We start from the raw sequence: 19,940 nt of genomic DNA, 5'->3' as shown, positions 1-19,940 counted from the left end.
TTATCTGAACTCGTGCGCGCTGGAAGCTACATCGAGGAACGACATCGGAAGGCACAACGCCACCAGCATGACACCATTGACAACACTCCCCCAGATCTCATTTGCCCAGCTCGGAGTGCGTGACGAGATCGTCCGCGCCCTTGCCGAAGATGGCAAGGAATACGCCTTCGCCATCCAGGAACTGACGCTGCCGATGGCCCTGGCAGGCGATGACCTGATCGGCCAGGCCCGCACCGGTATGGGCAAGACCCTGGCCTTCGGTGTGCCGATGCTGCAGCGCATCACCACCGACAGCGAACGCGAACTCACCGGTATCCCGCGCGGGCTCGTCGTCGTACCGACCCGTGAGCTGTGCCTGCAGGTGTACGAAGACATCGCGAGCGCCGCTCGGTATTTGAGGGCGGATGTTGCCGGCCATGGCGACCGCAAACTGTCCGTCACCTCTATCTACGGCGGGCGACCCTACGAGGCGCAGATCGCGGCCCTGCAGAAGGGCGTCGACGTCGTAATCGGCACGCCGGGCCGGCTCCTCGATCTCGCCCAGCAGGGTCACCTGCAGCTCGGCGGTTTGAGCATGCTCGTGCTCGACGAGGCCGACGAGATGCTCGACCTGGGCTTCCTGCCCGACATCGAGCGCATCCTCAAGCAGATCCCCGAGAAGCGGCAGGCCATGCTGTTCTCGGCGACCATGCCCGACCCGATCATCACGCTGGCCCGCACGTTCATGAACCAGCCCACCCACATCCGGGCGGAGGGCGTGCAAGGGGCGGCCACCCACGACACCACCGAGCAGTTCGTCTACCGCGCGCACGCGCTGGACAAGGTCGAGATGGTCAGCCGCATCCTGCAGGCCGAAGGCCGCGGCGCGACGATGATCTTCACCCGTACCAAGCGCACCGCACAGAAAGTGGCCGACGAGCTTGCCGAGCGCGGTTTCAAGGTCGGCGCCGTGCACGGCGACCTGGGCCAGATCGCCCGCGAGAAGGCGCTCAAGGCATTCCGCACGGGTGACGTCGACGTCCTGGTGGCCACCGACGTCGCCGCCCGCGGTATCGACATCGACGACATCACCCACGTCATCAACTACCAGATTCCCGAAGACGAGCAGGCCTACGTGCACCGCATCGGGCGCACCGGCCGGGCCGGTAAGACCGGCATCGCGATCACCCTGGTCGACTGGGACGAGCTCGAGCGCTGGGCGATGATCGATAAGGCGCTCAAGCTCGACTGCGCCGATCCCGCGGAGACCTACTCCAACTCGCCGCACTTCTATGAGGAGCTCGGCATCCCGGCCGACGCCGGCGGCAACATCGGCGGCCCGCGGAAATCGGCTCAGGCGGCAAAAGCAAAAGACGGAACCCGGATCAGCTCGACGGACTCCAACCGAGAGCGGCCCACCCGCAACCGATCTCGTCGTCGCACCCGCGCCGGCGAGGGAGCCACCGGGCATGTCGAGACGGCGACGGACGCCCCAGCCCCCGTCTCCGGCGACAAGGCCACGGCGACCGACGGCAGCGACGACAGCCCGGCTCGTAAGCGCCGGCGCCGGCGTCGGCCGCGCAACGCCGCCGAGGCCCCCGCAACAGCAAGTTGACGACCGCTATCGTCGCCTAGATGGTCAGACCTGAGCGCCGCACCAAGGGCGATCTCGTCGCCGCGGCGACGATCACGCTTATCGTGGCCGTCGTCGCCGCGCTGTTCTGGTGGAACAGTTCGGCGCGCGCCACGATCAGCCGGCCCGCCACCTCGCCCGCGCCCAATCCGGTACCGGCGCGGGTAGTTCCCGACACACTGCACCAGCTGTGGACTGCGGCCAGCCCGCGCACGCTGAGCCCGATCGTCGTCGGCGGCACCGTGGTGACCGGCGATGGGACCACCGTCGAGGGCCGCGATCCGCAGACCGGCCAGACCCGATGGACCTTCGCCCGCGACACCAACCTGTGCGGGGTGTCCTACGTCTACGACCTCGCCGTGGCGGTCTACCCCGATGTCCGCGGCTGCGGGCAGGTCAGCGGCATCAACGGCGGTACGGGACAACGCGGGCCGACCCGCACCGCATACGCCGACAAGCAAGTGGTGCTCAGCTCCAACGGCAGCGCCGTTCTGTCGGCTGGCCCCACCCGGCTGGAACTGTGGCGCTCGGATCTGGTGCGGATGCTGTCCTATGGCGAAATCGACGCCCGGGTCAAACCGGTCAACCAGGGTCTCGGCGCCGGCTGCGCGCTGATGTCGGCGGCCGCCAGCGACGAGGCGGTGTCGGTGCTGGAAGCCTGCCGGGACCAGAAGGATCTGCGCCTGACGCTGCTCAAGCCGGCGAAAGAGGAAGACGAACCCGACACCAAGAACGTGCCGCTGCCCGGCGTCGCCGCCGATTCCGAGGCGCGGGTGCTGGCCGTGTCGGGCACCACCACCGCGGTGTACCTGCCCACGCCCCAACCTGAGATCGCCGTCTACGACGACACCGGCAGCAAGATCGCCAGCACACTGCTGAAAAAGCCTCCGGTACTGGCGAATCCGGCCCTGTCCGTCACCCGCGCCGGTGACATGTTCACCTGGTGGACCGGCGATAGCGTGGAAGTTTTCAACAGCCGACTGTCCTATCGCTACACCATCGAGGCATCCGGCGCCGTCGGCCCGCTGGGCCCCGGCGCGATGATGGCCGGGCGCCTGCTCATCCCGCTGACCAACGGCATCGGGGTGTACGACCCGACCAACGGCACCAGCGAACGCATCATCGCCGTCACCCACCCGGACGGCACCGGACCGGTGGTTCCCACCGTCACCGACTCGAAGGTCATCGAGCAGCGCGGAGCGGCGCTAGCCGCGTTCGGGACGAATCCCTAGACGTCCGGGGTGAACGTCGGCAGCGCCTTGCCCGACTTCCAATACTTCAGCAACGAGCTGGCCAGATCGCGATAAGCCATGCCGCCCTTGCTCTTTCGTCCCGCCAGCACCGACGAACCGGATGCGCTGGCCTCGGCGAAGCGCACGGTTCGCGGGATCGGCGGAGCCAGCACCGGCAGGTCGTAGCGGTCGGCGACGTCGAGCAGCACGTCGCGGCTGTGCGTGGTGCGCGAGTCGTACAGCGTGGGCAGCGCGCCCAGCAGCTTCAGCTTCGGGTTGGTGATCTGCTGCACGTCATCGACTGTGCGCAGGAACTGACCCACACCGCGATGCGCCAGCGTCTCGCACTGCAGCGGCACGATCACCTCGTCGGCCGCGGTCAGCCCGTTGAGGGTGAGCACGCCCAGCGACGGTGGACAGTCGATGAGCACGACGTCGAACTGATCGAGCTTGTCCAGCGCACGTTTCAGCGCATACTCCCGGCCCGCCCGCATCAGCAGCATCGCCTCCGCACCGGCCAGGTCGATATTGGCCGGCAGCAGCGTCATGCCTTCGGCCGTATCCACCAGGGCGGCACTGGGCTCGACGTCGCCGAGCAGCACCTCATGCACCGATACCGGCAGCTTGTCCGGGTCGGTACCCAGCGAGAAGGTCAGACAGCCCTGCGGGTCGAGGTCGATGAGCAAGACACGCTTGCCTGCATCTACGAAAGCCGCACCCAGAGACGCGACCGTGGTTGTTTTGGCCACTCCACCTTTTTGGTTGGCGACCGCCAATACTCGGGTCACAGGGACCATCCTTGCAGGTTCTGAGCAGTTGCGTCCCGGCTGCGACGGCGCGCCTGGTCATCGGGCAGAATCAGTGAGCGTGAGCGTCGGTACACATCGGTTGGTCCTGCTTCGGCACGGCGAAACCGAATGGTCCAAGAGCGGCCAGCACACCAGTATCACCGACCTCGACCTCACCGAGTACGGGCGCGAGCAGGCCAAACTTGCCGCCCTGACGCTCGCCCATCTCGGCCTGGACAACCCGCTGGTGATCAGTAGTCCGCGCAAGCGCGCGCTGGCCACCGCCGAGCTGGCCGGGCTGACCGTCGACGAGGTGTCCCCGCTGCTGGTGGAGTGGAACTACGGCGACTACGAAGGCCTGACCACCCGACAGATCCGCACCGACACCCCCGGCTGGCTGCTGTGGACCTACGGCTGTCCCGGCGGCGAGAGCGTCGACCAGGTCAGCATGCGCGCCGACCAGGCGGTGTCCTACGCCCTGGACAACATGGTCGACCGCGATGTGGTGTTCGTGGGCCACGGCCATTTCTCCCGGTCGGTGGCCACCCGCTGGGTCGAGCAGCCGCTGCGTGAGGGCGCGCGCTACGGGTTCGGCCCGGCCTCGGTCGCGGTGGGCGGTTTCGAGTACGGCTTGCGGCAGCTCTCGGCGCTGGGCCTGACCACCCACCGCGAGCCGGTCACCGGGACGTGATGGCGCAGCCGTCATTCGTGCTGAGCGGGCCCGCCGGGACGGTGGTCGCCGAGGGGATCGAGACGAGTTACGACGACGTTGCCGCGGCGTCGGCTGCGTTGGCCGACGGCTCAGCCGCCGTGGTGGTCGGGGCGCTACCGTTCGACGTCAGGGGCAAGGCCGCGTTGCTGTCGCCGACGGCGGTGAAGTTCACCGACGCCTTGCCTGCGTGGCCGAGCGCGGTGCTGCCCGGGGTGCGGATCGCCGCGACCCTGCCCTCGCCCGATGAGCACCGATCCCGGATCCGGACCGCCTTGGATCACCTCACCAATCCCCAAAGCGCTTTGCAGAAGGTGGTTTTGGCGCGCGCGCTGAGCCTTGTGGCCGACGGGCCGCTGGACGAGCGGGCGATCCTGCGCCGGCTGGTGGCCGACGACGCCGAGGCATGCGCGTACCTGGCCGATCTGTCCCCGGCCGGCGGAAGCTACACCGGCGCCGCGTTGGTCGGCGCCAGCCCCGAGTTGCTGGTCGCCCGTTCCGGTGCGGTGGTGACGTGCCAGCCGTTCGCCGGGTCGGCGCCACGGTCGGCGGACCCGGAGACCGACGCCGCCAATGGCGCCGCGCTTGCCGAGTCGGGCAAGAACCGGCACGAGCACCAGTTGGTCGTTGACACCATGCGCACCGCACTCGAGCCACTGTGCGCCGAGCTCGACGTGGCCGCCCAACCGCAGCTGAGCCACACCGCCGCGCTGTGGCACTTGTCCACCCCGATCCGTGGCCGGCTGCGTGACACCTCGATCACCGCAATCGATTTGGCGCTGGCGCTGCACCCCACGCCGGCGGTGGGTGGCGTACCGACCCGGGACGCGGTCGACTTGATCGCGCAGCTGGAAGGCGACCGCGGCTTCTATGCCGGCGCGGTGGGTTGGTGCGATGCCCGCGGCGACGGCCGCTGGGTGGTGGCGATCCGCGGCGCACAACTGTCCGCTGACCGGCGCGGGGCACTCGCGCAAGCCGGCGGCGGTATCGTCGCCGAGTCCGATCCCGACGACGAAGTCGCGGAAACCACAACCAAATTCAGGACCATCCTGTCGGCACTGGGAGCGCAGCAATGACCGTGATCCGTCCGGCCCGTCCCGGGGACGAAGCCGATATCGTCGCAATGATCCGCGAGCTCGCCGAATTCGAGCACGCGTCCGATCAGTGCACAGTGACCGAAACCCAGATCGCCACAGCACTTTTCGCCGAGAAACCGATCGGATTCTGCCACCTTGCCGAGGTCGATGGCGAAGCCGCCGCGGTGGCGTTGTGGTTCCTCAACTTCTCCACCTGGGACGGTGTGGCCGGAATCTACTTGGAAGACTTGTTCGTTCGCGACAAGTTCCGCCGGCGTGGGCTGGCTCGGGCGCTGCTGGCAACGCTGGCCAAAGAATGCGTCGACAACGGCTACAGCCGCCTGACGTGGGCGGTGCTGGACTGGAACGTCAACGCGATCGCGCTCTACGACAGCGTTGGCGGCAAACCGATGTCGGAGTGGATCACCTACCGGGTGAGCGGGCCGAAACTCGACGTCCTGGCGGCAGAGATCTAGTCGTCGACCCGCGACGCCCAGCGCAGTGCCGGCGGGCTGAACAACAGCGCGAGCACCGCGATAGCCACCCCGCCGAGCGCGACCGCGTAGACGGGTTGGTGGCCGGCAACGATGTACCAGGCGACCGGCAACAGCAGCAGGTTGGCGAACACCGCGATGCCCCTGCCCCACCGCCGTCCGGTGATCAGCGCCCAGCCGGCGGCCAAGACGGCGGCGCCCATCACCGCGAACCAGCCGGCGGTGCCGTATCCGTTGACGATGTGCTGGTCGGCGCCGGAAACTGCGCGCACTACCAGCACTACGGCCACAACGATTGCCACGACACCTTCGGCGGCCGAAGCGAAACCGGCGTAACGGACCACAGGCGGGACAGGAAGTTCGCTCACCCCCGTAAGGTAGCCCGACGCCGCATCAGCGCCGGAACACCACCCACCGCATGGCGCAGTACATGTAGATCCCCTCGCAGGCCCCTGCCGCTATCCGGGCCAGGTGGTACTCGACGCCGAGGGCGCGCAGCGCACTGGAGACTCCGAGGATGAATGCCAGATAGTTGATCACGACCACGACGATGTAGACGGCCAGCTGCGGCCCGAGCGCACCGTGCGACTGGAAGTTCACCACACGATTGAGGACGTAGCTCGCGGCGAAGGCGCACGCGTAGGCCACCGTCACCGCGAGCCCGAACGGCGCGTGCAACACCCCGTGCAACAGCGTGAGCACCACCAGGTCGAGCGCGAAGGTACCGGAGTTGATTACCGCAAACCCTAAAAAGGTCGGCGCCACAACGGAATTCAGGCCGAACGGCAAACGTGCGACGACGGTCTCACAGACCCGGTGAAACCAGCCGACGGCGCTGGCCGAACCTGGCTCCGACCCCACGATCACGTCGCGAGCATTCCACCGGCAGCTGTCCCCTTGGTGATGAGCAGGCAAACACTTCGTTTTCAGATCCACCGCACGGTTAGGCTCATCGCTCGTGCGCGCCGTCCTGATCGTCAACCCGAACGCCACTTCCACGACCCCAGCCGGCCGCGATCTGCTCGCGCATGCACTGGAGAGTCGCGTGGAGCTAACCGTTGTGCACACAGACCACCGCGGCCACGCGATCGAGATCGCCGAGGCGGCCAAGCGCGACGGCACCGACGTGATCATCGTTCACGGCGGCGACGGCACGGTGAACGAGGTGGTCAACGGGCTGATGGGGCGTCCCGGCGGGCAGGAGCGCAGCGACCCGGGGAATGACACCGGCGGGCAGGAGCGCAGCGACCGGCCGCAGCCGGACACCATGCCCGCCGTGGCGGTGGTGCCCGGCGGGTCGGCGAATGTCTTCGCGCGGGCGCTGGGCATCAGTCCGGACCCGACCGTGGCCACCAATCAGCTGGTCGACCTGCTCAGCGCGCGTCGCAACGGCGCGTCGTGGCGACGGATCGGGCTGATGGACTGCGGCGAGCGCTGGGCGGTGTTCACCGCGGGGATGGGCGTGGACGGCGATGTCGTGGCGGCGGTGGAAGCCCAGCGCGCCAAGGGCCGCAAAGTAACTGCGGGCCGCTACATCCGGGTGGCGGTGCGGCAAATGCTGGCCAGCGCCCGCAAAGATCCCCTGCTGACTCTCGAGCTTCCCGGCCAGCCACCGATAACCGGCGTCTACTTCGCCTTCATCTCCAACTCAAGCCCGTGGACCTACGCCAACACCACGCCGGTGTGGACCAACCCGGACACCACGTTCGGGACTGGCCTAGGCGTTTTCGCCGTGACCAGCATGAACGTTTGGAGAAACCTGATGCTGGTGCGACGCATGGTGTCGCAGAAGCACAACATCAAGGCCAAGCACCTGATCCGGGACGACGACGTGGCCTGGGTGCGGATCCGAAGCGCCGAACCGGTCGCTAGCCAGATCGACGGAGATTTTCTCGGGCTGCGCGAAGAAATGTCGTTCCGGTCGGTTCCGGAGGCGTTGAGCGTAGTTGCTCCACCTGTCGCCACACCCTCTGACCAGCGGCAATAACTTCACGCGGTTCGCCTGAGGGCGCAGGTGGGTTGAGTGTAGTACAAACGGGTGGAGGGTTAGTTGACCGACCCCCGCAGTGAGATTGCCCACGTGTTAACTGAGTCCTATTGACATCCGTCGAGGCTGTGAAACGATCGGATGCAACAGCACAGAAACATTTGTGTGCACGCGTTAACAGCCGAAGAAAAAGCCAGCGCGATTAGTCGCGCACTTAGTAAGGAGTAGCGACAAATGGATTGGCGCCACAAGGCGATCTGTCGGGACGAGGATCCGGAACTGTTCTTCCCGGTGGGAAACAGCGGTCCGGCACTCGCTCAGATCGCTGATGCGAAGCTCGTGTGCAACCGGTGTCCGGTGACCACGGAGTGCCTGAGCTGGGCTTTGGAGTCCGGCCAGGACGCCGGTGTCTGGGGCGGCATGAGCGAGGACGAGCGCCGCGCGCTCAAGCGTCGTAATGCCCGCACGCGGGCGCGCAGCAGCGTCTAAGTCCCTTTCGACAGTTCTTAAAATCGCGGCCCCGGCAAATGCCTGGGGCCGCGATTTTTATTTCCCAATGTTGCGTCCGTCACATTTGCTATTGCGGAACTCGCGCGCTTGTCCGTCGCCCGAGTGGCACACGTAACACGACGTCGGTCCCGCCGCCGGGAACGTCGTGCATTCCGAGCGAACCGTCGAGCTCCGCGGTGACCAGGGTCCGCACGATCTGCAGACCCAGCCGGTCGGACTTCTCCAGGCTGAAACCGTCGGGCAGCCCACGCCCGTCGTCGTGTACGACAACGTCCAGCCACCGCGCAGAACGCTCGGCCCGGATGGTCACGCAGCCCTGTTTGGCCGACGGCTCGAAGGCATGCTCGATGGCGTTCTGCACCAACTCCGTCACCACCATCACCAGGGCGGTGGCCCGATCGGCGTCCAGCACGCCCAGCGCGCCGTCCCGGTTGATGCGGATGGGCGTATCGACGCGGGCCACGTCGTTCATGATCGGCAGGATCCGGTCGATCACCTCGTCGAGGTTGACCTCCTCGTCCACCGACATCGACAACGCCTCGTGCACCTGGGCGATGGAAGCCACCCGGCGTACCGATTCCATCAACGCCTCGCGGGCCTCTTCGTTGCTGGTGCGCCGGGACTGAAGTCGCAGCAGCGCAGCGACGGTCTGCAGGTTGTTCTTGACCCGGTGGTGGATCTCGCGGATGGTCGCGTCCTTGGACAGCAGCGCCCTGTCGCGGCGCTTGACCTCGGTGACGTCCCGGATGAGTACCGCCGCCCCGGCAGCAGCGCCGTGGACCACCAGGGGCAGCGTGCGCATCAGTACCGCGGCACCGCCGGCGTCGACCTCCAGCCGCATGCTCGACCCGCCCGCCAGCGAGTCACGCACATGCTCGGCCAGTTCCAGGGCCTCGAACGGATCGGAGATCAGCGGCCGGGTGATCGCCACCAGGTTGTGGCCCTCGAGTTCAGCGGCCAGCCCCATGCGGTGGTAGGCCGACAAGGCGTTCGGGCTGGCGTAGGCGACGACGCCGTCGACGTCGAGACGGACGAAACCGTCACCGACCCGCGGGCTCGACCGGGACAGCGCCAGATCGCCGACGTTGGGGAACGTGCCTTCGGACAGCATGTGCAGCAGGTTGCCCGCGCAGTCCAGGTAGGCCCGCTCCAGTGGCGAGGACGTGCGCCGCTCGGCCAGCGCGGTCTGGTGGGTCAGGACGGCCACCACGTGGTTGCTGTATCTGACCGGAACGGCTTCGACGTCGATGTCGGGTTCGCGCAGCTTTGGATCGCTGTCACCACGGCCGATCGCACCCGAAGTGAACGCCGCGGTCACCAGGGGCAAGTCGCCGTCGGCGACGACGGTGCCGACGGCATCCTTGAGCAGGACGGTCGGTGCAGTGTTGGGCCGGCACTGGGCCACACAGACCAGCACGCCGTCATCGCGGCGCACCCACATCAGGTAATCGGCGAACGAGAGGTCCGCCAGCAACTGCCATTCGCCGACCACCGCATGCAGGTGGTCCACGGCGCTGCCCGGCAGCATCGTGTGCTCGGCGAGCAGGTCACCGAGGGTGGACACGGAGCTAGTCGATCACGGCAATGAGGTCGCCCGCCTGGATGACATCGCCCACCGACACGCTGACCTCGGTGACAGTGCCGCCGACTTCGGCCAGCACGGGGATCTCCATCTTCATCGACTCCAGGAGCACCAGGGTGTCGCCCGCGCCGATCTGGTCTCCCTTGCTGACCACGACCTCGAGCACACTGGCCACGATCTCGGCGCGAACATCCTCGGCCATCTTCACCCTCACTCTTGGTACTGCTCAAACTCTTGATGCGGCTCTATCGAACCACAACACCGGGTGGTCAGAGGTTCGACTGCGCCGTGAGACACTGTATGCAGCGTCAAATCACATGGAGGTACATCATGGCCAAGCGTGGTCGTAAGAAGCGTGACCGCAAGCACAGCAAAGCCAATCACGGCAGGCGTCCCAACGCCTGATAACAAAGAGCCCGGCATCTGCCGGGCTCTTTTGTTCTGGCACGCTATCCGCGCCGGATAATCGTCGTTTGGCTGATCTGTAGGCGCACCCGCTCCAACAGGTGCTTGGGTGCCTTGTCCCCGCTGCATCTGGACGCGACCAGCTTCTTGATGCGCTCCTCCACCCCGTAGTGCTGAAGGCACGTCGGGCATTCTTCGAGGTGATGGCGCAGGCGGTCTTTCGTCTCGGCGGTGCATTCACCGTCGAGCAGCGTCCACACCTCGGCAATCACCGCAGCGCACTCGGGATGATCCGGGTCCACCGGCCCGATCGGCGGGCGCCATTCCATATCGCCCGATACGTTCTCGTCGCTCATGAAACGACCTCCTCCGGCGTGTCCTCCACTTGACCGCGGTTAAAGCCGCGCTCCTTGGCCACGTCGGCGAGCAGGGCACGCAGTTGGCGCCTGCCTCGGTGCAGCCGGGACATCACCGTCCCGATCGGGGTATCCATGATTTCGGCGATCTCCTTGTAGGGGAAGCCCTCGACATCGGCGTAGTACACCGCCATCCGGAACTCCTCAGGCAGGGCCTGCAGAGCTTCTTTGATCTCGGTGTCGGGCAGCAGCTCGAGTGCTTCGACCTCAGCCGAACGCAGTCCGGTGGAGGTGTGTTGGGCGTTAGCCGCCAACTGCCAGTCGGTGATCTCCTCGGTCGGGTACTCGGCCGGCTGGCGCTGCTTCTTGCGGTAGCTGTTGATGTAGGTGTTCGTCAGAATCCGGTACAGCCACGCCTTGAGGTTGGTGCCCTCGCGGAAGGACCGGAAACCGGCGTACGCCTTGACCATGGTTTCCTGCAGCAGGTCTTCGGCATCGGCGGGATTGCGCGTCATGCGCAGCGCACCACCGTAGAGCTGGTCCAGCAGCGGTATCGCGTCACGCTCGAAGCGCGCGGTCAACTCCGCGTCGGACTCTTCGCGCGCGGGCGCCTCGGTGTCGATATCGGTCATCGTGGGTGACACAGTCCCTTCTGCCGCGGCGCCCCAGACGAGCTCCGGCAGCGGTATCGGACGGACGAGAAATGCGGGTGCCTGCTCTTGAGCCATCATGGCGACTGCAGCTGACACCGGACTTCTCTCCTTCCGATCCTAAGGCTGTAACCAACAACTTTTTCGATCGCTGCCCTTGAGAACTGTGATCACTGACCACAACAGGATTTCTCACCAGGCTATTTCCCACGGTTAACTGTGCCGGTGAGTCGTGCAGCAACCCCGGCGATCGCCGCCCTGGTGGCAGCCGGCGCGCCCCATGAGGTGTTGCGCTACCACCACGACCCGCGAGCGCAGTCGTTTGGCGACGAGGCGGTCGCCGCCCTGGCGGGCGATTCGCTGCTACCTGAGCAGATCTTCAAGACGCTGGTCATCGCGGCGGGGCCGGTGTTGGCCGTGGCGGTGCTGCCGGTGCCGTGGAAGCTGTCGCTGAAGGCCGCTGCCGCGGCACTAGGGCTGTCGAAGGTGGCGATGGCCGATCAGGCGGCCGCCGAACGCGCCACCGGATACGTGCTGGGCGGTATCTCGCCGCTAGGCCAGCGCAAGCGGCTACCGACGGTGGTCGACAGTTCGGCGCTGAGCTTCGAGCGCGTGCTGTGCAGCGCCGGTAAGCGCGGCTGGGATGTGGCGGTCGCTCCGCAGGATCTCGTGCGGTTGGCACGGGCGGTGACTGCCGATATCCGCGCGGTCTAGGGTGGCACGGATGGCAGGTATTTTCTCCGGCAAGACCATGTTCATCTCCGGCGCCAGCCGCGGCATCGGCCTGGCCATCGCCAAGCGCGTCGCGGCCGACGGAGCCAATGTCGCACTGGTGGCCAAGACCACTGAGCCCCACCCCAAGCTGCCGGGCACCATCTACACCGCGGCCAAGGAGATCGAGGAAGTCGGCGGCCAGGCCCTGCCGATCGTCGGCGACGTCCGCGACGGCGACTCGGTAGCCGCCGCCGTCGCCAAAGCCGTCGAGCAGTTCGGCGGCATCGACATCTGCGTCAACAACGCCTCGGCGATCAACCTCGGCTCAATCGAGGAGGTGCCGCTGAAGCGCTTTGATCTGATGAACGGCATCCAGGTGCGCGGCACCTACGCCGTCTCGCAGGCGTGCATCCCCCACATGAAGGGCCGGGAGAACCCGCACATCCTCACGCTCTCACCGCCGATCCGGCTGGAATCGCAGTGGCTCAAGCCGACCCCGTACATGATGGCGAAGTTCGGAATGACCCTGTGTGCGTTGGGCATTGCTGAAGAGCTTCGCGATGCGGGCATTGCCTCGAACACACTGTGGCCGCGCACCATGGTCGCCACCGCCGCGGTGCAGAACCTGCTGGGCGGCGACGAGGCGATGGCGCGTTCCCGCAAACCCGAGGTCTACGCCGACGCCGCCTACGCGGTGCTGAGCAGGCCTGCCGGCGAATACACCGGTCAGACGCTGTTGTGTGAGGACGTGCTGCTCGATTCCGGCGTCACGGATCTGTCTGTCTACGACTGCATTCCGGGCTCCGAGCTGGGGGTGGACCTGTGGGTCGACACCCCCAACCCGCCCGGCTACCGCAACCCCTGAGGCGTAGACCCGGGCGGCGGTGGCTGGCTTCTATTTGCCCGGGCGAAGCCCGAAGCGGCGCACACCCGTACCGGCGAACGCCCGCATCGCTGCCAGCGCCAGCCGGCCCTGCCGCCTCGACGACGAGTACCACACCAGCTCCGACTTCTGGGTCGGGATCCGCGGCGCGGTGATCGCCTGCTGGCGGCAGAACTTGATCAGCCCGCTCGCGCCGCCGGCACGGTAGCCGATACCGGAGTCCTTCCAGCCGCCCATCGGCAGCGGCGGGCAGAACACGTTGGTCAGCGCGTCGTTGATGTTGACCGCGCCGCACTCCAACCGCCGGGCGATCCGCTCACCGCGCTCGGTGTCGCCGGTCCAGACCGTGGCCGACAACCCGTATTCGGAGTCGTTGGCCAGCCGGATGGCTTCTTCCTCGTCGGCGACCTTGACCACCGGCAGCGTCGGGCCGAAGGTTTCCTCGGCGATGCAGGCCATGGTCGGGGTGACATCGGCCAGCACGGTCGGCTGGAAGAATGTGCCGACCCCGGTGGGCTTGCCGCCGGTGAGTACCCGCGCCCCGGCGGCGACGGCGTCCTGAACGTGGCGGTCGACGATGTCCCGTTGCGCGGCGGTGGCCATCGCGCCGGTGTCGTACTTGTAGCCCGAATCCTCTTGCCCCTGAGCGATATTGCGCACGTTCGCGGTGAGCTTACCGACGAACTCGTCATAGACCGGTGCCTCGACGTAGACCCGCTCCACCGAGATGCAGACCTGACCGGAGTTGAACATGCCACCCCAGGCGATGCCGTTGGCCGCGCGGTCGATGTCGGCGTCGGCCAGCACGATCGCCGGGTCCTTGCCGCCGAGTTCGAGACTGAACGGTTTGAGCTGCTGGGCGCACGCCACGGCGACCTTGCGACCGGTCGCCGTCGACCCGGTGAAGTGGACGTAGTCGGAGTTCTCGATCACCGCTGCGCCGGTGGCGCCGTGACCGGTGGCTAGGCCCAGGATCGGCGGAGCACCGACCTCTGACCAGCCGCGGGCGAACTCGACCGCCGAAAGCGGGGTCACTTCAGACGGTTTCAGCAGTACCGCCGCGCCGGCCGCCAGGGCGGGCACCACGTCGAGGGCCAGCATCGCGAGCGGAAAGTTCCACGGCTCGATGATCCCGACCAGCTGATACGGCCGGTACACCGTGGTCAGTTTTTTCGTCCGGTAGACCAGGGTGTGCGGCTTGGGGTGCACATCGGCCAGGAACACCTCGGCATTGCCTGCCCAATACTTGATGGAGTCGGCTAGGGCCACCGGTTCAAGGCTGGCATCGTTGTGCGACTTTCCGGTCTCCGACATCAACACCTCGGTGAGGTGGTCGGCGTGGTCGAGGATCCAGTCCTGCCACTTGAACATCCAGGTCTTGCGCCCGCGCGGCCCGATCGCTTCCCACTCGGTTTGGAACAGCCGCAGTTCTGCGGCCTTGGCGGCCACCGTCTCCGGGCCGTCGATCGGCACGGTTCCGGCGACGCGGCCATCGGCGGGGTTACGCACGGTGATGGTGGCCTGATCGGCCTTCGGCTCGACCGCGGTCATGGCGGTTCCTCTCGCTGGACGGATCTCGCCTGTGAGCGTAACCGCAGCCGAGTCGCTAGAACAGTCCAACCGGTTGGTTGTGCGGACCGGCCGGCTCGATGAGCTCCGGCCCGTTGTTGCGAACGCTGTTGACCAGGGTCGAGACTTCCCGTAAGTCGATCCCGGCGATATCCGGCGGCGCGGTAAGCAGGTCGGTGTCGGCGGGCTGGTCGGGGTCCAGCCAGCGGTCCCAATCGCGCTCATCGACGATCAGGGGCATCCGGTCGTGGATCTCGGCCAGCTCCCCGACGGCGTCGGTGGTGATGATGGTGCACGTCAGCAGCGGCGTGGCCGCATCATCCTTTTTCCACACCGACCACAGCCCGGCCATGAACAGCGGCTCGTCATCGGTCCGGTGCAGGTAGAACGGCGTCTTGCGGGCCTTCTTGCCGGCCGGGGTGTCCGGGTTGGGTTTCCACTCGTAGTAGCCGTCCATCGGCACCAGGCAACGCTTGCTCTTCGCCGACGCCCGAAAAGCCGGTGAGCTGGTGATTTTCTCGGCACGCGCGTTGATCAGCAGGGGGCCCTTGGTCTCCGGGGTGCCGTCAGCGGTCGCCTTCACCCAGGGCGGCACCAGACCCCAGCGCATCAATCGCACGCGCCGGGTTGGGGTGTCTTCGGGTTCGGTGTGGCGGCTGACCACCGTGGCGATGGTGGCCGTCGGGGCGACGTTGTAGTTGGCTCCCCTGGCCTCCTTGGCTGCTTCGGTTGCCTCGTCGATGGCGTGGATCTTCTCGGCCAGCAGCGCCGGGTCGGTGGTCACCGCGAATCGTCCGCACATACCTCCATCGTGACGCACGGACCGACAAGGCAGGATGTATAGCCGTGAGCACCGAGTTGTGGACGGCACCATCAACAGCGACCGCCGTCGACGCCACGGTGATAGTGCCCGGCTCGAAATCCCAGACCAACCGAACCCTGGTGCTCGCGGCGCTGGCCGCCGCCCAGGGGCAGGGCGAGTCCACGATCAGCGGCGCGTTGCGCAGCCGTGACACCAACCTGATGATCGGCGCTCTACAAGCGCTCGGTATCGAGGTCGCCGGCGCCGACGCCGAACTGGTGGTCGGCGGGACGCTCGCGCCGGACCCGCAGGCACGCATCGACTGTGGACTGGCCGGCACGGTGCTGCGGTTCGTCCCGCCGCTGGCGGCCCTGAGCACCGCGGTCGTCGAGTTCGACGGTGACGAACAGGCCCGAATCCGGCCGATCGCTCCCCTGCTCGACGGACTGCGTGGGCTCGGTGTCGACATCGACGGCACCGGGCTGCCGTTTCTGGTTCGCGGTGGCGGCGCGGTCGAGGGCGGCACCGCGCACATCGACGCCTCGGGCTCCTCACAGTTCGTCTCGGGCCTGCTGCTCTCTGGTGCCGCCTTCAGTAAGGGCCTGACCGTCGTGCATACCGGCACATCGGTGCCCTCGGCACCACATATCGCTATGACGGTGGCGATGCTGCGTGAGGCCGGCGTCGACGTCGACGACGCAGGCGCCAATCAGTGGCGGGTGACGCCGGGACCGATCGCAGCCCGGCATTGGGATGTCGAGCCGGATCTGTCCAATTCGGTGCCGTTCCTGGCAGCGGCGGTGGTGACCGGTGGGCAGGTGCGGATCACCGGCTGGCCGGCGATCAGTGTGCAGCCCGCCGACGCCATTGTTGGCATCCTGCGGTTACTCGGATCGACTGTGCACCAGGAAGATTCACACCTGGAACTGCGCGGGCCACAATCCTATGATGGCTTTGACGTAGACCTGCACGACGTGGGCGAGCTGGCCCCGGCGGTGGCCGCACTGGCCGCGCTGGCCGCCCCGGGCTCGGTGTCACGACTGTCCGGCATCGCGCATCTGCGCGGCCACGAGACCGACCGGCTGGCGGCGCTGCGCACCGAACTCAGCGCGCTCGGCGGCAACTGCGCCGAAACCGATGACGGCCTGGTGATCACCGCCGTACCGCTGCACGCCGGCACCTGGCATTCCTACGCCGATCACCGGATGGCGATGGCCGGGGCGATCGTCGGCCTGCGAGTACCGGGTGTGACGGTCGAGGACATCGCGACCACCGCCAAGACGCTGCCGGCCTTTCCGCAGCTGTGGACCGAGATGGTGGGCCGCGCTTGAGCCCTCGCGAGTACGACGAGTCCGACGTCAAGATCAGGTCGGGCCGTGGCTCGCGGCCCCGTACCAAGACCCGTCCTGAGCACGCCGACGCGGTGTCAGCCATGGTGGTCACCGTCGACCGCGGCCGGTGGGGCTGCGTTCTCGAGGGCGATCCGGACCGGCACGTCACCGCGATGCGCGCCCGCGAACTGGGCCGCACGCCGATCGTCGTCGGCGATCACGTCGACGTCGTCGGTGACCTCTCCGGGCGGCCCGACACACTGGCCCGGATCGTGCGCCGCAGTGAACGGCGAACGGTGTTGCGCCGCACCGCTGATGACACCGATCCCACGGAACGGGTGGTCGTCGCCAACGCCGACCAGTTGCTCATGGTGATCGCCCTGGCCGACCCGCCGCCGCGCACCGGACTGGTCGACCGGGCGTTGATCGCGGCCTACGCCGGCGGGATCAGGCCGATTCTGTGCCTGACGAAGACCGACCTCGCGCCGGCCGGGCCGTTCGCCGAACAGTTCGCCGATCTGGAGCTCACCGTGCTCACCGCCGGCCGTGGCGACCTGATCGATGAGGTGCAGCGGCTACTGACCGGGCAGGTCACCGTGCTGCTCGGCCACTCCGGAGTTGGCAAATCCACCTTGGTGAATCGCCTTGTGCCGCATGCGGACCGCGCCACGGGTGAGGTATCGGGCGTCGGCAAAGGCAAGCACACATCGACGCAGTCGGTGGCACTGCCGCTGCCCGGCGGCGGCTGGGTCATCGATACCCCGGGCATCCGGTCGTTCGGCCTGGCCCACATCGAGCCCGACGACGTGCTGCGGTCGTTTTCGGATCTGGCCGACGTCATCAAAGACTGCCCCCGCGGCTGCGGCCACATGGGACCACCGGCCGACCCGGAATGCGCACTCGACGCGCTGACCGGTGCACCCGCGCGGCGCGTCGGCGCCGCTCGGCGGTTGCTGGCCGCGTTGTCAGAGGGCGCAGCGTATTGATAATTGTTTGCACCACCAATCGAGAGGGCACGCCGCAGATATGAGCACCATTCCAAATCTGACACTCAACGACGGCACTTCCATCCCCCAGCTCGGGTTTGGCGTCTTCCAGATCGCTCCTGATGAGACCGCGGCGGCCGTGCGCACCGCGCTGGAGATCGGCTACCGCCATATCGACACCGCCGAGATGTACCAGAACGAAAAGGGTGTCGGCGACGGTATCCGGGATTCCGGCATCGACCGCGGCGAGGTCTACATCACCAGCAAGCTCAACAATGGCTTCCACAGGCCCGACGATGCGCGGCGCGCGTTCGACGGAACGATCGAGGCGCTGGGCTTCGACTACGTCGACCTATTCCTGATCCACTGGCCGCTGCCGACGCTTTACGACGGCGACTTTGTCTCGACGTGGAAGACGTTGGAGGAGTTCAAGAAAGACGGCCGCGCCCGCAGCATCGGCGTCTCCAACTTCGGAATCCACCACCTCGAGCAGCTCGCACGCGACACCGAGATCGTGCCCGCCGTCAACCAGATCGAGGTGCATCCGTACTTCGCCAACGACGAGCTGCGCGGCTACGGCATCGACCACAGCATTCTCACCGAGGCGTGGTCACCGATCGCCCAGGGCGCGGTGCTCGGCGACCCGGTGATCGGCGCGATCGCCGAGCGCCTCGGCAAGAGCCCGGCTCAGGTGGTGCTGCGCTGGCACATCGAGCGTGGCGACATCGTTTTCCCGAAATCCGTTACCCCGCAGCGCATCAAGGAAAATACCGAGATCTTCGATTTTGAGCTGAGCGACACCGACATCGACGCCATCACCGCCCTCGACAAGGGCGAGGCTGGACGCAGGGGCCCCAACCCGGACGTGTTCGACTGGATCCCGAAGTAGACGATCAGTCCTAGAACGCCGAAATCGACGCTGGCGTGGGAGTCACTCGGACTTTCCCACGCCAGCGTCGATTTCGTTGAAAACCCTAGGCGGCTTTGGCCGTGCGCTTGTCCCGGCGCCACTGGCGCGCCGCGGCGATCGCCGACTTCAGGCCACGCTTGCGACCGGTGCTCGGATCGACACCGGCATAGCCCGGATCGAGTTCGGCGAACATCCGCTCACTGCGGGTTTCGGGTGCATCGTCGGCGGTGTCGCGCAGGTACTTGTCCGGCAGCGACAACTTCGCGATCGTGCGCCAGGTCTTGGCGTACTGCACCAGGAACGGCCCGCTGGTGTAGGGCAGGTCGTATTTGTCGCAGACCTGGCGCACCCGCACCGAGATCTCGGCCAGCCGATTACTCGGCAGGTCGGGATAGAGATGGTGCTCGATCTGGTACGACAGGTTGCCGGTCATGAAGTCCATGGCCCGGCTGCCGTCGATGTTGGCGCTGCCCAGCATCTGGCGCAGATACCACTGACCCTTGCTCTCGCCCACCATGTCGGTCTTGGTGAATTTCTCTGCGCCATCCGGGAAGTGACCGCAGAAGATCACCGCGTTGGCCCACACGTTGCGGATCACGTTGGCCACAGCGTTGGCGGTGGCCGTCGAGCGGTATGTGGCGCCCGGGGACAACGACGTCAGCGCCGGGTAGGCGACATAGTCCTTGAGGAGTTGCCGTCCCGCCTTGACGCCGAATTCGCGCACCCGAATCAAGGTGGCCTTACGGTCGTCGCGGCCCTTCCAGATCTTGCCGAGCTCCAGATGCTGAAGGCCGACGCCCCACTCGAAGCCAGCGGCAAGCAGGGTGTTGAAGAGCAGGTTGCCGTACAGGTTGAACGGCTTCCACCGCTGATCGCGGGTGACCCGGATGACGCCGTAGCCCACGTCGTCATCCATACCCAAGATGTTGGTGTACTTGTGGTGCATGAAATTGTGGGTGAACCGCCAGTGCTTGGACACGCCGCTCATGTCCCACTCCCACGACGAGGAGTGAATCTCGGGATCGTTCATCCAATCCCACTGGCCATGCATGACGTTGTGGCCGATCTCCATGTTCTCGATGATCTTGGCCACGCCCAGGGTCACGGTGCCTACCCACCAGGCGGATCGCTTGGTGCCGGCAGTCAGCATCAGGCGGCCGGCAATCTCCAGTCCGCGCTGAGCGGCGATGGTGCGCCGGATATAGCGCGCATCCCGCGCGCCCAGGGAATCCTCGATGTCCTGGCGGATCGAGTCGAGCTCAACCGCCAAGCTGTCGATATCAGCCTCGGTCAGATGCGAAAACGCATCAATATCGGTAATAGCCATCAGTCACGCCTCCCTTC

23 protein-coding genes are annotated in these 19,940 nt (G+C 66.7%); 13 read left to right on the top strand and 10 right to left on the bottom strand.

Annotation, left to right across the window (positions count from 1 at the left end; translation table 11 throughout):
- The first annotated feature begins 67 nt into the window (after nucleotides 1–67).
- Entirely contained in the window at nucleotides 68–1,594 is a 1,527-nt protein-coding gene (locus G6N38_RS18495) for a DEAD/DEAH box helicase (RefSeq protein WP_163749533.1), read from the top strand.
- Between the two features lie 20 nt (nucleotides 1,595–1,614).
- On the top strand, nucleotides 1,615–2,844 hold the full coding sequence (locus G6N38_RS18490; protein ID WP_163749532.1) for an Rv3212 family protein: 1,230 nt from the start codon (nucleotides 1,615–1,617) through the stop codon (nucleotides 2,842–2,844).
- On the opposite strand, the gene G6N38_RS18485 is transcribed toward G6N38_RS18490, so the two are convergent.
- On the bottom strand, nucleotides 2,841–3,641 hold the full coding sequence (locus G6N38_RS18485; RefSeq protein WP_163749531.1) for a ParA family protein: 801 nt from the start codon (nucleotides 3,639–3,641) through the stop codon (nucleotides 2,841–2,843). The two genes, G6N38_RS18490 and G6N38_RS18485, sit on opposite strands and share 4 nt — an antisense overlap.
- Before the next feature lie 70 nt (nucleotides 3,642–3,711).
- On the opposite strand from G6N38_RS18485, the gene G6N38_RS18480 reads away from it, so the two are divergent.
- Genes G6N38_RS18480 through G6N38_RS18470 form a run of 3 tightly spaced genes read left to right on the top strand, consistent with a single transcriptional unit; the run spans nucleotide 3,712 to nucleotide 5,893 of the window.
- The gene (locus G6N38_RS18480; protein ID WP_163749530.1) at nucleotides 3,712–4,323 is read left to right on the top strand and encodes an acid phosphatase; all 612 of its coding nucleotides are present in this window, start codon (nucleotides 3,712–3,714) and stop codon (nucleotides 4,321–4,323) included.
- The gene (locus G6N38_RS18475; RefSeq protein WP_163749529.1) at nucleotides 4,320–5,417 is read left to right on the top strand and encodes an isochorismate synthase; all 1,098 of its coding nucleotides are present in this window, start codon (nucleotides 4,320–4,322) and stop codon (nucleotides 5,415–5,417) included. Before G6N38_RS18480 ends, G6N38_RS18475 begins: the two co-directional genes overlap by 4 nt.
- Nucleotides 5,414–5,893, top strand: coding sequence for a GNAT family N-acetyltransferase (locus G6N38_RS18470; protein WP_163749528.1), 480 nt, complete (start codon nucleotides 5,414–5,416; stop codon nucleotides 5,891–5,893). The genes G6N38_RS18475 and G6N38_RS18470 overlap by 4 nt, the downstream gene beginning before the upstream one ends.
- On the opposite strand, the gene G6N38_RS18465 is transcribed toward G6N38_RS18470, so the two are convergent.
- Both G6N38_RS18465 and G6N38_RS18460 read right to left on the bottom strand, forming a co-directional pair.
- Complete coding sequence (locus G6N38_RS18465) at nucleotides 5,890–6,279, bottom strand: hypothetical protein (protein ID WP_163749527.1); 390 nt, start codon at nucleotides 6,277–6,279, stop codon at nucleotides 5,890–5,892. The two genes, G6N38_RS18470 and G6N38_RS18465, sit on opposite strands and share 4 nt — an antisense overlap.
- 25 nt (nucleotides 6,280–6,304) lie before the next feature.
- Nucleotides 6,305–6,778, bottom strand: coding sequence for a GtrA family protein (locus G6N38_RS18460; RefSeq protein WP_163749526.1), 474 nt, complete (start codon nucleotides 6,776–6,778; stop codon nucleotides 6,305–6,307).
- A gap of 91 nt (nucleotides 6,779–6,869) precedes the next feature.
- Between G6N38_RS18460 and G6N38_RS18455 the strand changes: the two genes are divergently transcribed.
- Together G6N38_RS18455 and G6N38_RS18450 are read left to right on the top strand one after the other, a co-directional pair.
- Nucleotides 6,870–7,898 carry a diacylglycerol/lipid kinase family protein gene (locus tag G6N38_RS18455; RefSeq protein ID WP_163749525.1) on the top strand — a complete coding sequence of 343 codons (1,029 nt, stop codon included), beginning with the start codon at nucleotides 6,870–6,872 and terminating at the stop codon, nucleotides 7,896–7,898.
- 234 nt (nucleotides 7,899–8,132) lie between these two features.
- Entirely contained in the window at nucleotides 8,133–8,387 is a 255-nt protein-coding gene (locus G6N38_RS18450) for a WhiB family transcriptional regulator (RefSeq protein ID WP_163749524.1), read from the top strand.
- Between the two features lie 88 nt (nucleotides 8,388–8,475).
- On the opposite strand, the gene G6N38_RS18445 is transcribed toward G6N38_RS18450, so the two are convergent.
- Together G6N38_RS18445 and G6N38_RS18440 are read right to left on the bottom strand one after the other, a co-directional pair.
- Nucleotides 8,476–9,972 carry a two-component system sensor histidine kinase PdtaS gene (locus G6N38_RS18445; protein ID WP_163749523.1) on the bottom strand — a complete coding sequence of 499 codons (1,497 nt, stop codon included), beginning with the start codon at nucleotides 9,970–9,972 and terminating at the stop codon, nucleotides 8,476–8,478.
- 4 nt (nucleotides 9,973–9,976) lie between these two features.
- Nucleotides 9,977–10,192 carry a biotin/lipoyl-binding carrier protein gene (locus tag G6N38_RS18440; RefSeq protein ID WP_047333209.1) on the bottom strand — a complete coding sequence of 72 codons (216 nt, stop codon included), beginning with the start codon at nucleotides 10,190–10,192 and terminating at the stop codon, nucleotides 9,977–9,979.
- Nucleotides 10,193–10,320: 128 nt separating this feature from the next.
- On the opposite strand from G6N38_RS18440, the gene G6N38_RS31255 reads away from it, so the two are divergent.
- Nucleotides 10,321–10,395: a 50S ribosomal protein bL37 gene (locus G6N38_RS31255; protein WP_085976028.1), complete on the top strand. Its 75-nt coding sequence runs from the start codon at nucleotides 10,321–10,323 to the stop codon at nucleotides 10,393–10,395.
- 44 nt (nucleotides 10,396–10,439) lie between these two features.
- Here the strand turns inward: G6N38_RS31255 and rsrA are convergent, their stop codons facing one another.
- Both rsrA and G6N38_RS18430 read right to left on the bottom strand, forming a co-directional pair.
- Nucleotides 10,440–10,751 carry a mycothiol system anti-sigma-R factor gene (gene rsrA, locus G6N38_RS18435; protein ID WP_163749522.1) on the bottom strand — a complete coding sequence of 104 codons (312 nt, stop codon included), beginning with the start codon at nucleotides 10,749–10,751 and terminating at the stop codon, nucleotides 10,440–10,442.
- Nucleotides 10,748–11,383: a sigma-70 family RNA polymerase sigma factor gene (locus G6N38_RS18430; protein ID WP_179968577.1), complete on the bottom strand. Its 636-nt coding sequence runs from the start codon at nucleotides 11,381–11,383 to the stop codon at nucleotides 10,748–10,750. The genes rsrA and G6N38_RS18430 overlap by 4 nt, the downstream gene beginning before the upstream one ends.
- Before the next feature lie 243 nt (nucleotides 11,384–11,626).
- Here G6N38_RS18430 and G6N38_RS18425 point away from each other — a divergent pair, with 243 nt between their 5' ends.
- Together G6N38_RS18425 and G6N38_RS18420 are read left to right on the top strand one after the other, a co-directional pair.
- Nucleotides 11,627–12,115 carry a YbaK/EbsC family protein gene (locus G6N38_RS18425; protein WP_163749521.1) on the top strand — a complete coding sequence of 163 codons (489 nt, stop codon included), beginning with the start codon at nucleotides 11,627–11,629 and terminating at the stop codon, nucleotides 12,113–12,115.
- Between the two features lie 10 nt (nucleotides 12,116–12,125).
- A complete protein-coding gene (locus tag G6N38_RS18420) occupies nucleotides 12,126–12,980 on the top strand; it encodes an SDR family oxidoreductase (protein ID WP_179968412.1) in 855 nt (284 codons plus the stop codon).
- Nucleotides 12,981–13,010: 30 nt separating this feature from the next.
- Here G6N38_RS18420 and G6N38_RS18415 read toward each other — a convergent pair whose 3' ends face one another.
- The gene (locus tag G6N38_RS18415; protein ID WP_163749520.1) at nucleotides 13,011–14,549 is read right to left on the bottom strand and encodes an aldehyde dehydrogenase family protein; all 1,539 of its coding nucleotides are present in this window, start codon (nucleotides 14,547–14,549) and stop codon (nucleotides 13,011–13,013) included.
- A gap of 55 nt (nucleotides 14,550–14,604) precedes the next feature.
- Complete coding sequence (locus G6N38_RS18410) at nucleotides 14,605–15,369, bottom strand: SOS response-associated peptidase (protein ID WP_163749519.1); 765 nt, start codon at nucleotides 15,367–15,369, stop codon at nucleotides 14,605–14,607.
- Nucleotides 15,370–15,407: 38 nt separating this feature from the next.
- On the opposite strand from G6N38_RS18410, the gene aroA reads away from it, so the two are divergent.
- The 3 genes from aroA to G6N38_RS18395 are packed head-to-tail and all read left to right on the top strand — an operon-like array spanning nucleotide 15,408 to nucleotide 18,575.
- On the top strand, nucleotides 15,408–16,700 hold the full coding sequence (aroA, locus tag G6N38_RS18405) for a 3-phosphoshikimate 1-carboxyvinyltransferase (protein ID WP_407662999.1): 1,293 nt from the start codon (nucleotides 15,408–15,410) through the stop codon (nucleotides 16,698–16,700).
- Nucleotides 16,697–17,686, top strand: coding sequence for a ribosome small subunit-dependent GTPase A (gene rsgA, locus G6N38_RS18400; protein WP_163749517.1), 990 nt, complete (start codon nucleotides 16,697–16,699; stop codon nucleotides 17,684–17,686). Before aroA ends, rsgA begins: the two co-directional genes overlap by 4 nt.
- A gap of 40 nt (nucleotides 17,687–17,726) precedes the next feature.
- Nucleotides 17,727–18,575 carry an aldo/keto reductase gene (locus G6N38_RS18395; RefSeq protein ID WP_163749516.1) on the top strand — a complete coding sequence of 283 codons (849 nt, stop codon included), beginning with the start codon at nucleotides 17,727–17,729 and terminating at the stop codon, nucleotides 18,573–18,575.
- 85 nt (nucleotides 18,576–18,660) lie between these two features.
- On the opposite strand, the gene G6N38_RS18390 is transcribed toward G6N38_RS18395, so the two are convergent.
- Nucleotides 18,661–19,923 carry a fatty acid desaturase family protein gene (locus G6N38_RS18390; RefSeq protein WP_163749515.1) on the bottom strand — a complete coding sequence of 421 codons (1,263 nt, stop codon included), beginning with the start codon at nucleotides 19,921–19,923 and terminating at the stop codon, nucleotides 18,661–18,663.
- Between the last annotated feature and the right edge of the window lie 17 nt (nucleotides 19,924–19,940).

Origin of the sequence: Mycolicibacterium helvum (assembly GCF_010731895.1) — a bacterium.
Lineage (GTDB): Bacteria > Actinomycetota > Actinomycetes > Mycobacteriales > Mycobacteriaceae > Mycobacterium > Mycobacterium helvum.
The sequence above is the reverse complement of the archived record's forward strand: the minus strand, read 5'-3'. Positions and strand labels throughout refer to the sequence as shown.

Coding starts and splice junctions, on each gene's coding strand:
- G6N38_RS18415 (WP_163749520.1), bottom strand. CDS start 14,549: ATGACCGCGGTCGAGCCGAAGGCCGATCAGGCCACCATCACCGTGCGT.
- G6N38_RS18440 (WP_047333209.1), bottom strand. CDS start 10,192: ATGGCCGAGGATGTTCGCGCCGAGATCGTGGCCAGTGTGCTCGAGGTC.
- G6N38_RS18470 (WP_163749528.1), top strand. CDS start 5,414: ATGACCGTGATCCGTCCGGCCCGTCCCGGGGACGAAGCCGATATCGTC.
- G6N38_RS18395 (WP_163749516.1), top strand. CDS start 17,727: ATGAGCACCATTCCAAATCTGACACTCAACGACGGCACTTCCATCCCC.
- G6N38_RS18495 (WP_163749533.1), top strand. CDS start 68: ATGACACCATTGACAACACTCCCCCAGATCTCATTTGCCCAGCTCGGA.
- G6N38_RS18390 (WP_163749515.1), bottom strand. CDS start 19,923: ATGGCTATTACCGATATTGATGCGTTTTCGCATCTGACCGAGGCTGAT.
- rsrA (WP_163749522.1), bottom strand. CDS start 10,751: ATGAGCGACGAGAACGTATCGGGCGATATGGAATGGCGCCCGCCGATC.
- G6N38_RS18410 (WP_163749519.1), bottom strand. CDS start 15,369: ATGTGCGGACGATTCGCGGTGACCACCGACCCGGCGCTGCTGGCCGAG.
- G6N38_RS18420 (WP_179968412.1), top strand. CDS start 12,126: ATGGCAGGTATTTTCTCCGGCAAGACCATGTTCATCTCCGGCGCCAGC.
- G6N38_RS18490 (WP_163749532.1), top strand. CDS start 1,615: ATGGTCAGACCTGAGCGCCGCACCAAGGGCGATCTCGTCGCCGCGGCG.
- G6N38_RS18450 (WP_163749524.1), top strand. CDS start 8,133: ATGGATTGGCGCCACAAGGCGATCTGTCGGGACGAGGATCCGGAACTG.
- G6N38_RS18485 (WP_163749531.1), bottom strand. CDS start 3,641: ATGGTCCCTGTGACCCGAGTATTGGCGGTCGCCAACCAAAAAGGTGGA.
- G6N38_RS18430 (WP_179968577.1), bottom strand. CDS start 11,383: ATGACCGATATCGACACCGAGGCGCCCGCGCGCGAAGAGTCCGACGCG.